Source organism: Enterococcus sp. DIV0970a (assembly GCF_051711265.1).
Lineage (GTDB): Bacteria > Bacillota > Bacilli > Lactobacillales > Enterococcaceae > Enterococcus_D > Enterococcus_D casseliflavus.
Genome location: NZ_JBIOMF010000001.1, coordinates 1,553,783 through 1,573,335, shown reverse-complemented (window position 1 = coordinate 1,573,335; position 19,553 = coordinate 1,553,783). Strand labels below are relative to the sequence as shown.

Genomic DNA, 19,553 nt, shown 5'->3' with positions numbered 1-19,553 from the left:
ATAGCACTGTTTCTATAAATAGCAATAAAAAAATGGCGGTGACTCAAGGCACCCCCACTTTTCTATTACACGTTTTCTGCCAATCGAATCATCGTATTTTTTTCTTCGATATCAAACCCTTCATCTTTCACTGGATAGGCTGCTGATGTACCAATTTTTTCAGCAAAATCCATTTCGACATCTGGTCGATAGGAAGCTTCAACTTGTCGAACAAAGTGAAACTGCTCGATTTTTGTTTTTTTGCTTTCGTATTCTTCTTCGTTCAAATACATGACCACGTATTTCATTTTGCGTGACACATAATGAACGAAGCCAAAACGACGCAAATTTTTTAGTTGACGTAGGCTGTAGACCCATACGATCAATCCTCGACGCTTCTGCATCGTAAAAGGCGTTTTATCCTCGTGCATGACAATTTCCTCCACAACTTGATTTTGATTGAAAAAAAGGACTTCCAGCATCCACTTTGACAGTTGGTGAAAAACACGTAGAAATCGCTACGGTCAGTTCATCCAGCAAACGCTGCAGCTGCGTTTCACTCCAGCGGTACTCGCTCACTTGCTCATTGAGATCCAGCTGTCGCTTAGCTGTGCGCATCGCACGCTTTTTCTCTTTGAAATCAGGGGCATATGCGCCGTACGCTTCAATTCTTTCAAAATCCAGCTTTTTTTCTAAAAACGTTCGCATCAATTCCTGAGCAACAGGATCTTGATGCATGGTTTGTTTCGCTATTTGATAGTTTCTACACGTTTCACTCGCTTTGATTGCCGTTACAAGTGAATCGATTTGATCTTCAATCTCGAAAAAGGCTTCATCGTAAATCATCTGATGTACTATCCTCGGTCCCTTCTACATCTTCTTGCACTAAGACTACCATATTTGCTTCAGAAAAAGCAATTCCTATCTTTTCTGATTGTTCATGGGTCAAACGTTCAGTAAATCTTGGGTTACTGAACCAAGATAAAATAGTAAAGGTTGGATCATAGACAGGCGCTTCAAAAATCGAAGCAGAAGCCTCTAACTCCTTCGCTGCTAATAACTCCTGCCACTCATCGTTCGTCAAAACAAAATTACTCGTTTTTTCCGAAGAAAGAGCACGTTGATAGGAATGGATGCGTTGAGAGGTCAAATGATCCGATAGATTATTCGTCAAATCCGCTAAAAGTCCGACCGCATCTTGATGCGTCTGGGTATCTTGTACAAAGCTTTCCAAACCGATTTGATTACGAAGCTTATCAATAATGACAAAGGCTAACGTCTCTTTTTCAAGATCAGCTTGTGTTTGGTCAATCGTTTGCGAAACTTGAAACAGCGGTCGTTCTCCTTCTGTCAAGGGATAGGGTGCTAACTTAAGCAGGGTCGTCTGATCCAAATAAGTGATCGCCTGCAGTTGAGCCGTTTCTTGATCAAAGAATAAAACAGCAAATGTCCCATTATCAAACGCTACTAAGGGTCGGTAGTTCATATCTTCTTCCATCAACTCAAAACTGATGGTGCGATCATTTTGTGTCAAGGTAAAATTTGGATAAATCATGGTCAGCTCAGTCAAGTCAGTCAAGGTCATGCCCATTGCAAAGGGCGCTAGGGAAGATCCCCCGGCGCCGATCACTTTGATTGCCTGCACACTCTCACCATCTGTATTGATCTCAACATATTGCTGATCGTCTAATTGATTGTAGACCCGAATTTCAAACTCGTAGCCCGAGCGATACGTTTGAACTGGAAGCCCGTAGATTTCTTCAAAATCAGAAACAGGCTCCCCAATCAATTCAGCTAATCCTTGGGCTGCGATTGGTTCATAATTCATGGTCGTTGGTGCTTTGATTGGGTTCTCGATCGTCATTCTTGAATCTGAAGCGTTTTGCATGAATACTGGCTGCAAATACACGATTATCAGGGCTAGGACAAATAAGCCGCAAAATAATAATCCCCTTCGCTTCATCTGCTGATCGACTCCTTATTTTTCTTTGACTTCAATCAGAAGGTCTCCTGACTGGATTGGTTCCCCATCGGTTACGTAAACATGCTCAACTACACCAGAGAAGCGAGCTTCGACGGAAGTTTCCATCTTCATCGCTTCAGTGACCATCAACGTCTGTCCACGTGCCACTCGATCACCTTTTTTGACTAATACTTCTAAAACTGAACCACTCATGGAGGCACCGATTTGTTCTTTGTTCGTTGGCTCTGCTTTGCGTTTTGTTTGAACAGAACTGATGATCGAACTATCTTTCACAACGATTTCTCGTCGTTGACCGTTCAAGTTAAAGAAGAGGGTCCGATTGCCTTCGATATCTGGTTCACCGATTTCATCGAGACGAATGATCAAAATTTTGCCTTTTTCTAATTCGACATTGATCGTTTCGCCTAAGCGCATACCATTAAAGAAGGTTGGTGTATCAAGGACTTTTACATCGGCAAACTGCTCATACGCTTTTCGATAATCAAGGAAGACTTGCGGATACATCAAGTAGCTCAAGACTTCTTCGTGTTTTGGTTCATAGCCGATTTTTTCAGCTAGTTCTTGTTTCACTTCGGCAAAATCAACTGGTTTGGCAAAGGCTCCTGGACGTTCCGTAAAGGCTGGGCGTCCTTTTAAGATAATGCGTTGCAATTCTTTCGGGAAACCACCGACTGGCTGACCTAACTCGCCTTGGAAGAAGGTGATCACTGATTCTGGGAAACTCAATGTATCGCCTTTTTCAAAAATATCTTTTTCTGATAAGCCATTTTGTACCATGAAGAGCGCCATATCGCCCACGACTTTCGAAGAAGGTGTCACTTTCACGATGTCTCCAAACATCATATTGACTTCATGATACATTTCTTTGATTTCATCCCATTTTTCGCCTAAACCAACGGCTTTGGCTTGTTGCTGGAGATTGGTATATTGTCCTCCTGGCATCTCATGCTTGTACACTTCCGTTTGAGGGGCGTTCAAGCCATTTTCAAAGGAATGATAGTACATGCGGACATCTTCCCAATAGTGATTCAATTGTTGGATATTATCCACATTGATCTCTGGGCAACGCTCGCCGTTTAAAAGAGCATAATACAAACTACTCATACTTGGCTGACTCGTTGCGCCACTGATAGCTGACATAGCGACATCCACGATATCAACGCCAGCTTTGGTAGCTGCTGAGTAAGTGATAATCCCATTCCCGCTGGTATCATGCGTGTGCAGATGGATCGGTACATCGATCGTATCTTTTAACTCACTGATCAAACGATAAGCCGCTTGCGGTTTTAATAATCCAGCCATATCCTTGATCGCAATAATATGGGCACCAAGATTTTGCAATTCTTTTGCCATATCTTTGTAATATTGCACCGAATATTTTTGGCGGGATGGATCATTGATATCCCCTGTATAACAAATCGTCGCTTCTGCAATTTTCCCCGTATCACGAACAGCTTGGATACTTTTCTCCATTTGTGGGACCCAGTTCAAACTATCAAAGATTCGGAATACATCGATTCCTTGTGCCGCAGATTCTTTGATGAATTCTTCCAAAACATTGTCTGGATAATTGGAATACCCGACAGCGTTGGAGCCTCTAAACAACATTTGTAAGAGTGTATTCGGCATTTTTTTCCTGAACATCCGCAATCTTTCCCATGGATCTTCTGTTAAGAAACGGTACGCAACGTCAAAGGTTGCCCCACCCCACATTTCACTTGAGAACAATTGTGGTAGGCCAGCTTCCGTCATCGCGGCAATTTTCTTAAAGTCATGGGTTCTTACACGAGTTGCCAACAAACTTTGATGGGCATCTCGGAAGGTTGTATCCGTCAGTAAGACATTCTTTTGTTGACCGATCCATTCAACGACACCCTCGGCACCTTTCGTATCTAAAATATTTTTGGCGCTGACAAAATCAGGCGTTGCTTGGATGTGTTGTGGCATCCGTGGTTCATTGTAGAAAGGTTTCTTTTGTTTTTCGATTCCCGGGAATCCATTGATCGTGATTTCACCGATATACTTCATGGTTTTGTTTCCACGGTCACGAATCCGAGGGAAATTGAATAGTTCTGGCGTATTGTCTATAAAAGTCGTTTTGGCTTGACCAGAACGAAACGCTGGATGAGAAACGACATTTCGCATGAAAAGAATATTTGTTTTTACCCCACGTACACGGAATTCTTTCAAACAGCGCATCATTTTTTGAATTGCTTGGTCGAACGAAGCAGCATGCGTACAGACTTTTACAAGCAGCGAGTCGAAATAAGGGGTTACCACCGCACCGGCATAAGCATTTCCGACATCTAAACGAACCCCAAATCCACCCGGAGAGCGGTAGGTATCAATCTTACCAGTATCTGGCATAAAATTATTCGCTGGATCTTCTGTCGTCACACGACATTGGATCGCAACACCCTCAAAACGAATGTCTTTTTGTTCAGGAATCCCGATTTCTTTATGCAAGTCTTTGCCTTGTGCAATCAAAATTTGCGTCGTCACGATGTCTAAATTGGTGATCATTTCAGTGATCGTATGTTCCACTTGGACCCGTGGGTTTACTTCGATAAAGTAGAATTTGTCGCCCTCTACTAAAAATTCCACGGTTCCAGCATTGATATACCCGACATGCTTCATTAGCTGAACGGCTGCTTGGCATATTTTTTCCCGTTGTTCATCAGTCATTGACACACAAGGTGCCACCTCGACTACTTTTTGGTGGCGGCGCTGAACCGAGCAATCACGTTCAAATAAGTGAACGACGTTTCCGTGCGTATCTCCTAAAATTTGGACTTCAATATGTTTTGGATTACTAATGTATTTTTCAACGTAGACTTCATCACTACCAAATGCCGCTTTGGCTTCACTTTTGGCACGTTCGTAGCCGTCTCTTGCTTCTTTTTCATCATGAGCGACACGCATGCCTCGCCCACCGCCCCCAAGGGCTGCTTTGATCATGATTGGATAATCATGTTCGTTTGCAAAAGCTAAAACGTCATCGATCGATGCAACTGGACCGTCAGAGCCAGGAATTGATTGAATTCCGGCCTCGATCGCTGCTGCTTTTGCTTTGATCTTGTCGCCAAAAATATCTAAATGATGGGTGGATGGTCCGATGAAAATCAAACCTTCTTCTTCACAGCGTTGAGCAAATCCCAGATTTTCTGATAAAAAGCCGTATCCAGGATGGATTCCTTCGGCACCGGCCTTTTTCGCCGTGCGAATGATATCTTCAATGTCTAAATACGCATCGATCGGACGTTTGCCTTTCCCTACTAAATACGCTTCGTCTGCTTTAAAGCGATGGACGGAGTATTCATCCTCCGCAGCATAAATTCCGACAGTTTTGATCCCAAGTTCCGCACATGCGCGGAAGACACGGATCGCGATTTCTCCACGATTGGCAACAAGAATTTTCTTCATCTAATCCACTCCATTCAATTGATCAATAATTCAAATAAACCTGTTTCCTCTTTTCTTCGGCACTGATATTTAACACAAAACCGATACAAATCGATAGCATCAGCAAGCTTGATCCACCTTGACTTAGAAATGGGAAAGTGATTCCCGTCAATGGGATCAAACCAGTGATTCCACCTAAGTTGATAAAAATCTGAGACATAAATAATGTCCCTATACCTATGCACATCATGGAATTAAAGGGATCTCTTGAACGGATACCGACAAGAAAGATTCGTCCCACCATATAGAACAAAACACCTAAAATGATGATCGATGGGATCAGCCCTAATTCTTCCATAACGATCGAAAATATATAATCGGTGTGCGCTTCGTTTAAAAAGCCACGTTTTTGGATACTATTTCCAAGCCCGCGCCCGAACAGCCCACCGTTGAACATTGCGTAATACCCATTAACCATTTGATGACCTGTATTGTATTCATCAGCAAACGGGTTCAAAAAAGATGAAAAGCGACTATAGACATAGTCGGGTAAAAGCTTACCACCGGTTAGATTCACAAACAAGACGATCAACATACTACCGATAATACCTGCCACACCTAATATTAAGGTATACAGGTAATTCAATCCGCTAGACAATAACACGACAAATGCCAGCAACATAACGATTACAGCATTCCCTAAGTCGGGATAAAGTGCCATGATCCCGGTGTAGACAAAAACGATTCCGATTGGACGCCAAACCGTTTTCCAAAATTCTTGTTGGATACCTTTTTGACGATAAGATAGCGTCACCGATAAAAACCAAATCACAATAAACTTTAAATACTCTGCTGGTTGAATGGAAAAGCCAGCAATCGATAACCAACCGAGTGCCCCATTTCTTCTTGGGAAAAAGAAGGCAGCGATCAATAAGAACAAGATGACGATCATGGCGATCTGGACAAATTTTTTGTTCCGAAAAACATCCGTTTTCATTTTATACATGACAGTGATCGCTATTAGGCTCACCAACCAAAATAATGTTTGATTGATGACGTAAGAAGCAGCTGTCGTCGGTTGTGTGGCGGTCATCGCAACATAAGATGTGGAACTATAAACCATCATCAAGCCCGTGACACACATAACAATATATGGTAATAAAATACTATAATCTAATAAATGTCTTTTCTTTACTTTCTCTGGCAAGTTTATGCCTCCTTGCCAATGTCAGGTGTCCGCTGGTCCTCGTAGACCTCGCTATACAATTGGTTCAAATCTTTTTCAAGATCCGCCATCAATTGCTGCCCTGTTTGATTATCAACGATCCCCAAGCGGATCGCAAATGCCACTTGTCGTGATAGACCATACATCTGGGTATCAACCACTTCTTCAAATGCTTTGCATTGTGCGATACATAAACTATTTTCTTGGTTTCGGATCAGCTTTTTGATTCGTTCTGCGTCATCTCTCAGCAGATCAAGCGCTTTTGTAGAATCGATTTGCTCCATTCCGGTCCCCCCATTTCTTCGTTTCACCATTATAGCATATTCTTATTCGCTTTTGCATCCATAGATTGGATAGAAATACGGAAATAACGAACTTTAATGAGCATATATTCGAAAAGTTCGCTTTTTGATGATTATCATTCGTGTTTTGGAAATTTTATTCGTTTTATTTATATGATCCGCGCCCGATCTCGTGAAACAAAGGCAAATCGTGAAACACTTTATAAAAAACGTCCTTTACTAAAATTTAAGAAAAGCTATTCTATCAAGTATTCGAAAAAAAATCGGTGTCTGCTTTTCCACAATTACGTTTTAAAAAAAGAACAGGTCCAAAAGTCCCTGTTCTTTCAACTCGCATGAAAAGAAAAATCGTTTACTTTGTTTCGTCGCCGATCTTGCCCTCCCCATTGATGTCCTCATCGGAAAGACGTTCGACTTCTTTAATAAAACCTTCGCTCATCTCTTGATAATTTTGCTCACCAACGACCGCATCGTCAGGGATTTGATCGACATTTGCAAAAAACTCAATATGATTGTGTAGGTTTTCAAAGCGCATAGGAGCATCTCCGCCGTATTCGCCATCAAGGTTGATCATTAAACGATTGACCTGTTCTGGTGCGTCTACTTCAAGAAAAGATGTTTTCGTATAAATCAGACGACGATCGTTGATGTGTTTTCCACCATTCATCATTAAAGCGACTAAGTGGACGATCTCAAAAATATTGGCCGTTTTGACAATGATCAACGAAAATTTCCCATCGTCAAGCTTTGCATCAGGCGCAATCTGTTCAAAGCCCCCCACTGAATTCGTCAGCCCTAAAAAGAACATCGACGCTCCGCCAATGTATTCTCCGTCTTCATACTTTAGATGCATTTTGATTGGTTTGACACGAGGGAGTAATTCCGCTCCTTTTGCTAGATAAGCTAAGTAGCCAAAAACACTTTTAAGTTCAGAAGGAACATCGTAGGTCAATTCCGTTAAGTGCCCACCAGCAGCAATGTTGATAAAATACGTGTTAGGTGTTTTTCCGACATCCATTTTCACTGTCTGCTGCTTCAAAATCACTTCCGCAGCTGCTTTGATATCCGTACGGGGAATTTTTAGTGCTCGTGCGTAGTCATTGGTCGTGCCTCCAGGAATGATCGCCATTTTTGGTCGCTTTTCTAAAGGAGCGATCCCATTGACGACTTCATTGATCGTGCCATCCCCACCGGCAGCTACCACCAAATCAAAACCAGCTTCGCCGGCTCTTCTTGCTTCATCACGAGCGGAAAATGGCGCAGCGGTCGTGGCAAATGCACTCGCCTCATAACCGCCAGTTTCCAAAACATCTAAAATATCTGCTAAGTTTTTTCGAATCAATTCTTTCCCAGATGTCGGGTTGTAGATTACTCTTGCTCTTTTCATCGCTTGCCTCTTATCGCTTTGCTAGTTCTTCTTGCAACAGCTTGTTCACAACGCCTGGATTCGCTTGTCCTTTGGTTGCTTTCATGATTTGACCAACTAAGAAACCGACTGCGCGGTCTTTTCCGTTTTTGAAGTCATCGACGGATTGTTGGTTGTTATCTAATACTTCATTGATCATTGGTAGTAATTGCGCAGGATCTGATAATTGGATCAATCCTTTGGCTTTTACGACTTCTTCAGCGTCGCCGCCGTTTGTGATCAACTCTTTGAAGACTTTTTTCGCAATCTTCGAACTGATCGTGCCATCGGCGATCAAACGAATCATTCCCGCTAAATTGTCTGGGGTTAATTTCGTTTCTGGCAGTTCCAATTTCTCGCTGTTCAGATACGCTGAAACTTCACCCATCAACCAGTTAGAAGCTTGTTTAGGATCAGCACCAGCATCGATGGTTTTTTCAAAGAAATCGGACATTTCTTTCGATAAAGTCAAGACCATTGCATCATATTCTGGTAAGCCCAATTCAGAGATGTAACGGGCACGACGTTTTTGCGGCATTTCTGGCAAGCTTTGACGTACACGTTCGATCCATTCATCATCGATCACAAACCGTGGGATATCTGGTTCTGGGAAGTAACGATAATCAGAAGAACCTTCTTTGACACGCATCAATAAGGTTTTGCTGGTCGCTTCATCAAAACGACGAGTTTCTTGTTGGATCTCGCCTCCAGAAAGCAATACTTTGGCTTGGCGTTTTTCTTCAAATGCCAACCCTTTTTTCACGAAGGACATAGAGTTTAAGTTTTTCAGTTCTGTTTTTGTTCCGAATTGTTCTTGGCCGTAAGGTCGCAACGAAATATTCGCATCACAACGCATGGAACCTTCTTCCATCTTCACATCGGATACTTCTGTAAACAAGATGATTGAACGCAACGCTTCTAGATACGCATATGCTTCTTCTGGTGAACGCATATCCGCTTCGGAAACGATCTCGATCAAAGGGGTTCCTTGACGATTTAGATCAACATAAGAATAACCGCCTTTGCCGTGCATGTTTTTCCCAGCATCTTCTTCCAAATGAACTCGCTCGATGCGAATCTTTTTCTTTTTGCCTTCCACTTCGATCTCGATCCACCCATCATGACCGATCGGTTGATCGAATTGCGAAATTTGATAGGCTTTTGGATTGTCGGGATAGAAATAGTTTTTGCGGTCGAAATGCGTTTCTTTTGAGATTTCACAATTCAGCGCGAGCGCAGCTTTCATCCCAAATTCGATAGCCGCTTTGTTCATTACTGGTAAAACACCTGGATAGCCCCAGTCGATCACATTCGTGTTGCTATTTGGTTCAGCGCCAAAGTGAGCAGGTGCTGGAGAAAAAATCTTTGATTCTGTTTTTAATTCTACGTGGACTTCAAGCCCAATGACTGTTTCGAAGTTCATGCCTTATCCCCTCCTAAAATCACTGGTTTTTTCGTGTGGAAATCAGTTGCTTGTTCAAAGGCATAAGCCGCTTTATACATGGTTGCTTCATCAAAATGTTTCCCAATGATCTGCAAGCCGACTGGCAGTCCTTCAGAAAAACCTGCTGGGATCGACATCCCAGGCAGTCCTGCTAAGTTGACAGGAATGGTTAAAATATCATTCAAGTACATGGTGATCGGATCATTGATGTTTTCTCCAATACCAAATGCTACCGTTGGTGATGCTGGGCCAATGATCAAGTCGTATTGGCTGAAGACCTTATCGAAATCTTGTTTGATCAACGTCCGTACTTGACCGGCTTTTTTGAAGTAGGCATCGTAGTAGCCAGCACTTAGTGAAAACGTACCTAACATGATCCGGCGTTTTACTTCTTCCCCGAATCCTTCACTGCGAGAATTGACATAGACATCTTCTAGATTGCTGACATTTTCTGAACGGAAACCATAACGAATACCGTCAAAACGTTGCAAATTAGAACTTGCTTCAGAAGAAGCGATGATATAGTAAACGGCTACCCCGTATTTTGAGTGTGGCAAGCTGACTTCTTCCACAGTCGCTCCTAACGCACGGAAAGTGTCCGCTGCTTTTAAGATTGCTTCTCGAACGCCTGCTTGGATCCCTTCACCTAAGTATTCTTTAGGCAAAGCGACTTTCATTCCTTTGATATCACCCGTCAAACCTGCTGTAAAATCAGGGACAGCAGCGCCTGCTGACGTACTATCTTTCGCATCAAACCCACTGATGGCATTTAGTGCAAAGGCATTGTCTTTCACACCACGCGTCATCGGACCAATTTGATCTAAAGATGATGCAAACGCGATCAGACCAAAACGAGAAACCCGTCCGTAGGTTGGCTTCATCCCGACGATCCCATTGAAAGCTGCTGGTTGACGAATCGAACCACCCGTATCGCTACCTAATGATAGGGGGACTTGTCCAGCTGCAACGGCAGCTGCCGAGCCACCAGATGAACCACCAGGTACTTTTGTTTCGTCCCAAGCGTTTTTCGTTTTCTTAAAGAACGATGTTTCGGTACTTGCGCCCATGGCAAATTCATCCATATTTAACTTACCAACTGGAATCATGTCTGCTTGGTAAACTTTGTCCATAACGGTCGCATCGTAAATTGGATCAAAATTACCTAAGATTTTTGAAGCAGCTGTTGTCCGCAAATCTTTGGTAACGATGTTGTCTTTGATTCCGATTGGAATTCCCGCCAACACATTGCTTTCAGTGATGCCTTTTTGATCGATGGCTTGTGCCAATTCCTGCGCTTTTTCTTCATTCAACGCTAGAAACGCATCGACTTTCGGCTCTGTTTCTTTAATGCGAGCAAAGGTTTCGCTCGTTAAGTCTGTCGCAGTAATTTCCTTTGACACTAATAAGCTGTGTAATTCTTCTAAGCTTTTTTTATATAATTCAGTCATTAGGCACCCGCCTCCCCATTATCAATGATTGCAGGCACTTTGATAAAGCCTTCTTCGGATTCTGGAACATTTTTCATTAATTCATCACGGTCCCAGCCGCCGGTCGTTACATCTTCACGCATCACGTTGATCGTTTCTGCGACATTCGATGTGAATGGTACTCCTGTGGTGTCCACTTCTTCAAGTGTTTCAACCATATCAATAATTTTCCCTAGCTGAGAGGTAAACTCATGTAATTCATTGTCTGAGAATGAAAGTTTTGCTAGTTTGGCAACGTGTTTGACTTGTTCTTCGCTGATCGCCATAAAATCCTCCTCTTTCTCGTATCCGTAATCTATGTTTACGTTTTTCCAATGTATTGTATCATTTTTTTAACAAATCATGAAATAGAATTTGAAAATTATCAAATATAATTGCAAATAAAAGCAGAAATCATTTCTTTCCTCGTAGTGCAGGGAAGAAATGATTTCAATTAGACAAGAAAAAACAACTGCTTCTCGTCTGTGACAATGCTTAAAGGTTATTGATCTGCCGAATGACTGCCTTCGATCGCAGCCACCATTTGAGCTTCATCCCAAACGGTGACACCTAGGGATTGTGCTTTGGTCAGTTTGCTGCCTGCCTCTTCCCCAGCAACAACGATATCGGTCTTTTTCGATACACTCCCTGTTACCTTCCCACCGAGATTTTCAATTCGTTCCTTGGCTTCTTCACGAGTGAAGTGACTTAATTTTCCTGTTAAAACGACGGTTTTCTCTTTAAATGGTGATTCGACGTCTTCCAACTGTTCATTTCTAAGCCCCAAATAAGCAAAGTTGACACCCGCTCTTTCAAGTTCATCTAACAGGTCGTGAACTTCTTGATTGTCAAAATACGTAACGACACTTTCAGCAATCGTTGCGCCGATAGCTTCTAGCGAAATGATTTCTTCTTCCTTGGCTTTGCTGAGCGCCCGCAGATCACCGAAATGTTCTGCTAAAATCCGAGCCGCTTTCGCACCGACATGACGGATGCCTAGCCCAAAAATCAAACGTTCAACCGAATTTCCTTTACTTTGATGAATCGCCCGCAACAGGTTATTGGCTGATTTCTCTTTGATTTTATCAAGGGTCAACAATTGTTCTTCTGTTAAAAAGTACAAGTCGGCCACATCTTTAACTAAGGATTTATCGAACATTTGCTCTAAAACACGGGGCCCTAAACCGTCAATGTTCATAGCATTCCGTGAAACGAAATGGCTGAGTCCTTCTTTGATCTGTGCTGGACACTTTGGATTGATACAACGCAAGGCAACTTCTTCATCTAAATGGATCAGCTCACTCCCACATTCGGGACAATGTGTAGGCGATTCAAAGGGTTGACTTGCTTCTGTTCGTTTTTCTTCCAAGACTTTCGCAACCTCTGGAATAATGTCCCCCGCCTTATAGATGATGACCGAATCGCCAATGCGGATGTCTTTCATTTTAATGAAATCTACATTATGGAGACTGGCACGGCTGACCGTCGTTCCAGCAACACGAACAGGGGTCATAACAGCGGTCGGTGTCACAACACCCGTCCGTCCCACGGTCCATTCGATCGTTTCGATCACTGTTTCCGCTTCTTCCGGTGGAAACTTATATGCCGCCGCCCATCGGGGTGCTTTTACGGTAAAGCCTAGCGCATCTTGATCTTTGAAATTATTGACTTTGATGACTACGCCGTCAATCTCATAGGGAAGCTCACTGCGCTTGTCATGAAACTCTTCGATATATGCCCAAACCTCATCGATGGTGTGACACACTCTGCGTTCGTGATTTGTACGAAAGCCTAATTGATCCAGTTCATTCAATGCTGAAAATTGATCATTGGCTTCAATTGGTCCAAAGTCAGCTAGTGTGTACAAGAAGGTGCTTAAGTTTCTTTGGGCTGCGATCCGTGTGTCTAATTGTCGCAAGCTTCCAGCCGCTGCGTTTCTAGGATTGGCAAAAACTTCCGCCCCTTCTTCTTCTCGCTGTTGATTCAATTTCAAAAACGAAGCCTTTGGCATATAGCATTCGCCGCGAACTTCCAACGAGATCGGTTCTTCTAATTTCAGTGGAATCGATTTGACGGTCTTTAGGTTTTCTGTAATGTTTTCACCTACCGTACCATCTCCTCGAGTTGCTCCCCGAACAAAGCGCCCTTCTTCATATTTCAAGGAAATTGACAATCCATCGATCTTTAACTCGCAGACATAATCTACCGCTTTCCCCAGTGCTTTTTGAACACGGGCATCAAAAGCCACGATTCCTTCTTTGTCAAAGACATCATTCAGGCTATACAGCGGAATATCATGCGTGACCTTTTCAAAGCCAGGTAAAATGATACCGCCTACTCGTTGGGTGGGTGAGTCTTCGGTTACTAGCTGCGGATAATTGGTTTCAATTTCAACCAGTTCTGCATACAGCTGATCATAGAGATAATCTTCCACGGAAGGCTGATCTTTTACATAGTATTCGTAAGCATACTGATTTAATTGTGTGCGCAGCTCTTCTGCTCGTGATTGGATTTCTTTTAAAGGGACATCCATCCTAATATCCTCCTTATTTTTCAACTTTTTCAATCGGCGCAAAGGCCGCCAACAATCGTTTGACGCCTTGTTGTGGGAACGCCACATCTAATTCAACATCTTGCGCGCTGCCAGTCGTCCGAACGACCGTACCGATTCCCCATTTTTTATGTTGTACTTTCTCGCCTACTTGCCATGTATTACCAGCTGCAGAAGTCTGTTGTTTAGAAGCGACGGTCGTTTGACGCGGTTGTGTATAGCTCGGTTTGAACACTTTTGGTTGAAACGGTGCAGCAGCTTTCGGCTGTGAACGCTCGCCTAATGATTGCAGCAGATCTTGTTCGATCTCTTCGATAAACCGAGACGGACGATTGTATTGGGTCCGACCGTATAATGTTCTGGAAAAAGCGTTGGTCATAAAGAGCTCTTCCTCGGCACGAGTGATTCCCACGTAAGCAAGGCGCCGTTCTTCTTCGAGCTCGCTTTCTTCCATTAAGGCACGAGAAAGCGGGAAGATATTTTCTTCCAACCCAATCAAAAATACCACTGGAAACTCTAGTCCTTTTGCAGCATGTAAGGTCATCAAAGTCACTTGACTACTTTCTTCTTCATAACTATCGACGTCTGACAATAAAGCTAAGTCATTTAAGAAAACACTCAACTTCTCATCTGGTGCATCTGCATCGTCTTCGTTTTGCGCCTCAAATCGTTTGTCGAATTCTTGGGTAACCGATAAAAATTCTTCCAAGTTTTCAAGTCTAGCTTGTGCTTCTAAATTATTCTGGTTGACTAACTCTTGACGATAACCCGTTTTTTCTAATATTTCTTTCGTCAGTTCGGTTACTGATAGGTAAGGAACCATCTGGGCGAAGCCATCCATCATCATCCCAAAGCTTCCTAATTCTTTGCCAGCCTTTCCAGAAATATTCGCTAACTCGACGTTCATGGCTGCTTCTAACAATGACCATTCATGAAGATTCGCAAACGCTCGTAGTTTCTCGACGGATGTCGCACCGATCCCACGTTTTGGTACATTGATGATTCGTTCCAAGCTGATGGAATCTCGCGGATTGGCGATCGCCGATAAATATGCCAAAATATCACGGATTTCTTTGCGGTCATAGAATTTTCTGCCGCCGACCATCGTATAAGGAACGTTGGCTTTTAAAAGCATTTCTTCAATGATCCGTGACTGGGCATTGGTCCGATACAATATCGCAAAATCACCGAATTTACGGTTCTTTTCTGCAATTTGTTTCTGCATTTCACTGACGATAAATCGCGCTTCATCTCGTTCACTATCCCCGCGATAATAAGTGATCTTTTCCCCATCACGATTTTCTGTCCACAGATTTTTATCTGGACGGTTGCGGTTATTTTTGATTACTTGGTTTGCCGCATTTAAAATCGTTTGCGTTGAACGATAGTTTTGCTCTAACAAAATCGTTGCGGCATCTGGATAGTCCTTTTCAAAGTCTAAAATATTTTGCATGTTGGCACCACGCCAACCATAAATACTTTGGTCCGCATCTCCAACAACACAAAGATTTCGAAAACGAGCGGCCAATAAATTGACCAGCGTGTATTGGGCGTGGTTGGTATCTTGGTATTCATCGACATGGATATAGTGGAATTTCCGTTGATAAAATTGCAGCGCATCTTCATTGTCTTGGAAGAGGCGGATCGTATTCATGATTAAATCATCAAAGTCCATGCATTGATTGTTGCGCAACTCTTTTTGATATTTTTCATAGCAACGACCTACGATCTGCTCAAATAGACTACCTTCCATGGCTTGGTAAGCTTCAGGTGTCAACAGCTCGTTCTTGGCATGAGAGATCGTTCCCAAAATAGAACGAGGATCATATTTTTTGGGATCGATATTCAATTCTTTTAATACCCGTTTCATCAGGGTATTTTGCTCAGAAGAGTCAATGATGGTAAAATTCTTTGAATAACCGATACGATCAACATCCCTGCGCAAGATTCTGACACACATCGAGTGGAAGGTTGAAACCCAAACGTCTTCACCACCCGATCCTAATAGTTGACTGACCCGTTCTTTCATTTCACGTGCCGCTTTATTGGTAAATGTGATGGCTAAAATATTCCATGGATTTACATTTTTTTCTTCTATTAAATAAGCGATTCGGTGGGTTAGGACACGGGTCTTCCCGCTTCCTGCCCCTGCCATCAGCAGCAACGGTCCTTCCGTATGCATAACGGCTTCTTTTTGCCGTGGATTCATGCGTTCAAGTAATTCACTTTTGGATGACATGATTTTAAACATCCTTTCTTTCTCAATCTTCTCAATTATAGCATTATCCGGGAAAGGGGAAAACCGAACGCTTTGAAAACTTTTAATTAAAAGCGCTTTGATTTTTTCCCTTACGATTCATGCGATTTTTTCAAGAGAAAGCAGGCTTGATTTGTTTACATAATAAAAAGGCTGTAAACCTACCAGCCTTTTTATTCGTTTGAAGATTTTGGTTAACTAAAGTACTTCTCCACTAGTTTTTCATTTACATAAATCGAGACTTGCCCATCATTGACCGGGAAAACACCTTTTCCGGTATCATCTAAAACAACTTTCGCTTCATTATTCTTTAATATATCCACGAATGTCTCTCCACCATGGATCGCACTGATAGTCATTTCTTTTTCCGCTCCTTGGGCATTGGTCATCACGACCGCTAATCCAGAAAGCTCATGTTCATAATCGCCAGTTAATACCCAGCCAATGCAATTAGGATCATCGAAATAATCGACTTGATTCCCGAATGCAAGCTTCTCCCGAAGTTTCAGCATATGGACCAGTGCATCCCCGACAGGGGCGATTTCTTGCGCGGGAATCCCAAATAAATCCCCCCAGAAAACTACTGGTACGCCAGCTTTACGTAAAAGGATCAATGAATAGGCATGGACTTTGAACCATCCGTCTATCCAAGATTGTAAACTTTGCCCAACCTGCGTGTCATGATTATCCACAAAAGTCACTGCATAATCTTCGCGAGCGGCGGTCAACGTCCCTGCAAAAATTTGGCTCATATCGTATTCGCCATTTGAGTGAGATGCTTCATATAAATTGTAGTGCAATGGCACATCAAATAAATAAATCAAATTTCCTGAAGAATCTAAATACTCTTCTAATTTTGGCAGATCCCCTGACCAATATTCTCCGACAACAAATAGTGGTTTGCCTTTTTCCTCACGTCGGTTTAAGATCCAATCCGCATAATAGTTGAACTCAATGTGTTTGACCGCATCTAGTCGATACCCGTCAACGCCGGTCAGTTCTTGGTACCATTGGCCCCATTTATTGAGTTGTCCCACTGTTTCGGGATTTTCCATGTCCAAATCACAGCCCATTAAATAGTCGTAATTGCCCATCTCATCATCCACTTGGTTTTCCCAGCCCTTATCAGCGAAGTTAAAAATCCCGTGGTCTTTGTTGCGATCATCATAATCGACACCAGAAAAATTATGCCACGTCCAAACGTAATCATTGTACGTCCCCTGACGTCCTGGGAATGTGAACTTGGTCCAAGCTTCGATTTCTTCCTCATCACTGATCGGTTCATTACGGTTTTCGGTATTGTATTTAACCGCTGGAACGACTTCTTTTTCATCGGCACCAATCAAGTGATTGAAAACGATGTCGGCATAAACCTCTATTCCTTGTTCTTGCAGTGCTTTGATGGCTTCGAGGTATTCATCCTTTGTCCCATATTTTGTTGGCACTGACCCCTTTTGATCGAATTCGCCTAGATCATAATAATCATAGACACCATACCCAACGTCTTCGGACCCAGCTGTCCCTTTATAGGCAGGCGGCAGCCAAATTGCGGTAAATCCATACTCTTTGATTTCTTTACTCATTTCTTTCAATTTGTTCCAGTGCTGGCTATCTGCCGGCAGGTCCCATTCGAACCCTTGTAAAATGACTTTGTTATTCATTTATTTATCCCCCCTTACTTCAATTAAGCCAAATAATAGTAAAAATTGTCAAATATAAGGATAGCTATTAAATCAAAATGACGGTTATCATGACCGTTTATGACCGATTCCATTTATTCACGCTTTCATTTTGAATGTTTTTTACTGTTTATGATTGATTTTGAACGAATCATATGGTATCATGGCAAGTGAAGAGGTGATGAAAATGCTTACAGAGGAGCGTCATCAAGCGATTTTGGCACGATTGGAACAAGAAGAGATCGTCAAGGTCAGTGAACTGATTCAACTGTTGGATGCTTCAGAATCAACGATCCGTCGAGACCTGCAAGAGTTGGAAGACAAAGGATTTTTAGTCAGAATTCACGGCGGAGCCAAGAAAAGTCAGCAATTAGGCTTCGAACCAAACATGTCAGAAAAAACGGCGAAGTTTCAAACGGAAAAGCAAAAGATAGCAAGAGCAGCTGCCCAGACGATCAAAAATGGTGAAGTCATTTACTTAGATGCTGGCACAACGACCCTCGAAATGATTCCTTTCCTATCGGCTATCACAGGCCTTAAGGTGGTCACAAACTCCGTCAAACACGCTTCCCTATTGATCGATCACGGGATCGACACCATGATATTAGGGGGAACCATTAAGATATCGACCAACGCTGTGTTAGGGATCAATGCGGGTGAACAACTGCGAAAACTACGCTTTAATCGTTGCTTTATGGGCATGAATGGTGCTCATTCGGAAGCAGGATTCACAACACCTGATCCAGAAGAAGCCCTGATCAAGCAGATCGCTTTAGAGCACAGTCAACAAGCCTATGTCTTGCTAGACCATTCCAAATTTCAGCAAACAACTTTTGCTCAAGTTGCTTTTATCGAAGGGGCTACGATCATCACCGATTATTGTCCCAAAAACTATTTAGCGAAATTCAGAGCAAAAACAACCATTATGGAGGTAATACAATGATTTACACAGTAACACTCAATCCATCGATCGACTTTATCGTCCACGTCGATCATTTGGAGATCGGTGCCCTTAATCGAATGAAACAAGACTTTAAACTACCTGGCGGTAAAGGAATCAATGTCTCACGGATTTTGAATCGAATTGGCATCGCCTCGACTGCCCTTGGTTTTGTTGGCGGATTTACTGGTCGTTTTATTGAAGAGTGGCTGACCAAAGAGGAAATCAACAGCAACTTTACGCAAGTCGCTGCCGATACCCGGATCAATATCAAACTAAAATCCGGCGAAGAAACAGAAATCAACGGCCTTGGTCCAGTCATTCGTCAGCAAGAAATCGCTGAATTGAAACACCAATTAGCCGCTCTTTCTGCCGAAGACATCGTCATCCTATCAGGAAGTAAACCAGCTGGTCTTCCAGCTGACTTTTATAAAGAATTGATCAAAATCGTTAAAGAAGCGGGTGCGGAATTTGTCATTGATACGACCGGCGCGGAACTTTTTGATGCTTTATCCGATCAGCCTTTGCTGATCAAACCAAATAATCATGAATTAGCCGAACTTTATGAAACTTCTTTTTCAACAATCGAAGATATTTTGCCTTATGGTCAAAGAATGCTAAAGGATGGCGCTAAAAATGTCATCGTCTCTCTAGGCGGCGATGGCGCCCTGCTCTTTACTGGCAATGAGATCTATCGATCCAATGTGTTGAAACGACCTTTGAAAAATTCAGTTGGCGCTGGAGATTCCATGATTGCTGGATTCATTGGGCGTTATGCAAAGACCAAAGATGTGGTTGAAGCATTCAAATGGGGGATCGCTTGTGGCAGTGCCACTGCGTTTTCAGATGATTTAGCTGAAGCATCATTTATCGAAGAATTATTACCGGAAGTCAGAATTGAACAAGTGAATCTATAGGA

At 42.6% G+C, this 19,553-nt stretch carries 15 protein-coding genes; 2 read left to right on the top strand and 13 right to left on the bottom strand.

Going from position 1 to position 19,553, the window contains the following annotated elements:
• Window positions 1-65: 65 nt before the first annotated feature.
• The 13 genes from IGK14_RS07415 to IGK14_RS07355 form a co-directional block, all read right to left on the bottom strand.
• Window positions 66-410, bottom strand: coding sequence for a YlbG family protein (locus IGK14_RS07415; RefSeq protein ID WP_005225986.1), 345 nt, complete (start codon window positions 408-410; stop codon window positions 66-68).
• Entirely contained in the window at window positions 397-825 is a 429-nt protein-coding gene (locus tag IGK14_RS07410; protein WP_005225985.1) for a YlbF family regulator, read from the bottom strand. The genes IGK14_RS07415 and IGK14_RS07410 overlap by 14 nt, the downstream gene beginning before the upstream one ends.
• Window positions 812-1,942: a CAP-associated domain-containing protein gene (locus IGK14_RS07405; RefSeq protein ID WP_010748189.1), complete on the bottom strand. Its 1,131-nt coding sequence runs from the start codon at window positions 1,940-1,942 to the stop codon at window positions 812-814. Before IGK14_RS07405 ends, IGK14_RS07410 begins: the two co-directional genes overlap by 14 nt.
• A gap of 15 nt (window positions 1,943-1,957) precedes the next feature.
• Window positions 1,958-5,386, bottom strand: coding sequence for a pyruvate carboxylase (locus IGK14_RS07400; RefSeq protein ID WP_010748188.1), 3,429 nt, complete (start codon window positions 5,384-5,386; stop codon window positions 1,958-1,960).
• A 22-nt stretch (window positions 5,387-5,408) separates the two neighbouring features.
• Entirely contained in the window at window positions 5,409-6,572 is a 1,164-nt protein-coding gene (locus IGK14_RS07395) for an FtsW/RodA/SpoVE family cell cycle protein (RefSeq protein WP_005225982.1), read from the bottom strand.
• Between the two features lie 2 nt (window positions 6,573-6,574).
• Entirely contained in the window at window positions 6,575-6,874 is a 300-nt protein-coding gene (locus IGK14_RS07390) for a YlaN family protein (RefSeq protein WP_010748186.1), read from the bottom strand.
• Window positions 6,875-7,244: 370 nt separating this feature from the next.
• The gene (locus IGK14_RS07385) at window positions 7,245-8,279 is read right to left on the bottom strand and encodes a diacylglycerol kinase (RefSeq protein WP_438711953.1); all 1,035 of its coding nucleotides are present in this window, start codon (window positions 8,277-8,279) and stop codon (window positions 7,245-7,247) included.
• Window positions 8,280-8,289: 10 nt separating this feature from the next.
• Window positions 8,290-9,720, bottom strand: a complete 1,431-nt coding sequence (gatB, locus tag IGK14_RS07380) for an Asp-tRNA(Asn)/Glu-tRNA(Gln) amidotransferase subunit GatB (protein WP_005225979.1) — start codon at window positions 9,718-9,720, stop codon at window positions 8,290-8,292.
• On the bottom strand, window positions 9,717-11,189 hold the full coding sequence (gene gatA / locus IGK14_RS07375; protein ID WP_010748184.1) for an Asp-tRNA(Asn)/Glu-tRNA(Gln) amidotransferase subunit GatA: 1,473 nt from the start codon (window positions 11,187-11,189) through the stop codon (window positions 9,717-9,719). Before gatA ends, gatB begins: the two co-directional genes overlap by 4 nt.
• The gene (gene gatC, locus IGK14_RS07370) at window positions 11,189-11,494 is read right to left on the bottom strand and encodes an Asp-tRNA(Asn)/Glu-tRNA(Gln) amidotransferase subunit GatC (protein ID WP_010748183.1); all 306 of its coding nucleotides are present in this window, start codon (window positions 11,492-11,494) and stop codon (window positions 11,189-11,191) included. The genes gatA and gatC overlap by 1 nt, the downstream gene beginning before the upstream one ends.
• A gap of 215 nt (window positions 11,495-11,709) precedes the next feature.
• Window positions 11,710-13,740, bottom strand: a complete 2,031-nt coding sequence (ligA, locus tag IGK14_RS07365) for an NAD-dependent DNA ligase LigA (RefSeq protein WP_438711951.1) — start codon at window positions 13,738-13,740, stop codon at window positions 11,710-11,712.
• 13 nt (window positions 13,741-13,753) lie between these two features.
• Window positions 13,754-15,997: a DNA helicase PcrA gene (pcrA, locus tag IGK14_RS07360; RefSeq protein ID WP_010748181.1), complete on the bottom strand. Its 2,244-nt coding sequence runs from the start codon at window positions 15,995-15,997 to the stop codon at window positions 13,754-13,756.
• Window positions 15,998-16,209: 212 nt separating this feature from the next.
• Window positions 16,210-17,676, bottom strand: coding sequence for an alpha-amylase (locus IGK14_RS07355; protein WP_010748180.1), 1,467 nt, complete (start codon window positions 17,674-17,676; stop codon window positions 16,210-16,212).
• Between the two features lie 205 nt (window positions 17,677-17,881).
• Between IGK14_RS07355 and IGK14_RS07350 the strand changes: the two genes are divergently transcribed.
• The gene (locus IGK14_RS07350; RefSeq protein WP_005225973.1) at window positions 17,882-18,637 is read left to right on the top strand and encodes a DeoR/GlpR family DNA-binding transcription regulator; all 756 of its coding nucleotides are present in this window, start codon (window positions 17,882-17,884) and stop codon (window positions 18,635-18,637) included.
• Window positions 18,634-19,551 (top strand): 1-phosphofructokinase, encoded by a 918-nt coding sequence (gene pfkB / locus IGK14_RS07345; RefSeq protein ID WP_010748179.1) that lies wholly within the window; start codon window positions 18,634-18,636, stop codon window positions 19,549-19,551. The genes IGK14_RS07350 and pfkB overlap by 4 nt, the downstream gene beginning before the upstream one ends.
• The last annotated feature ends 2 nt before the right edge of the window (window positions 19,552-19,553 follow it).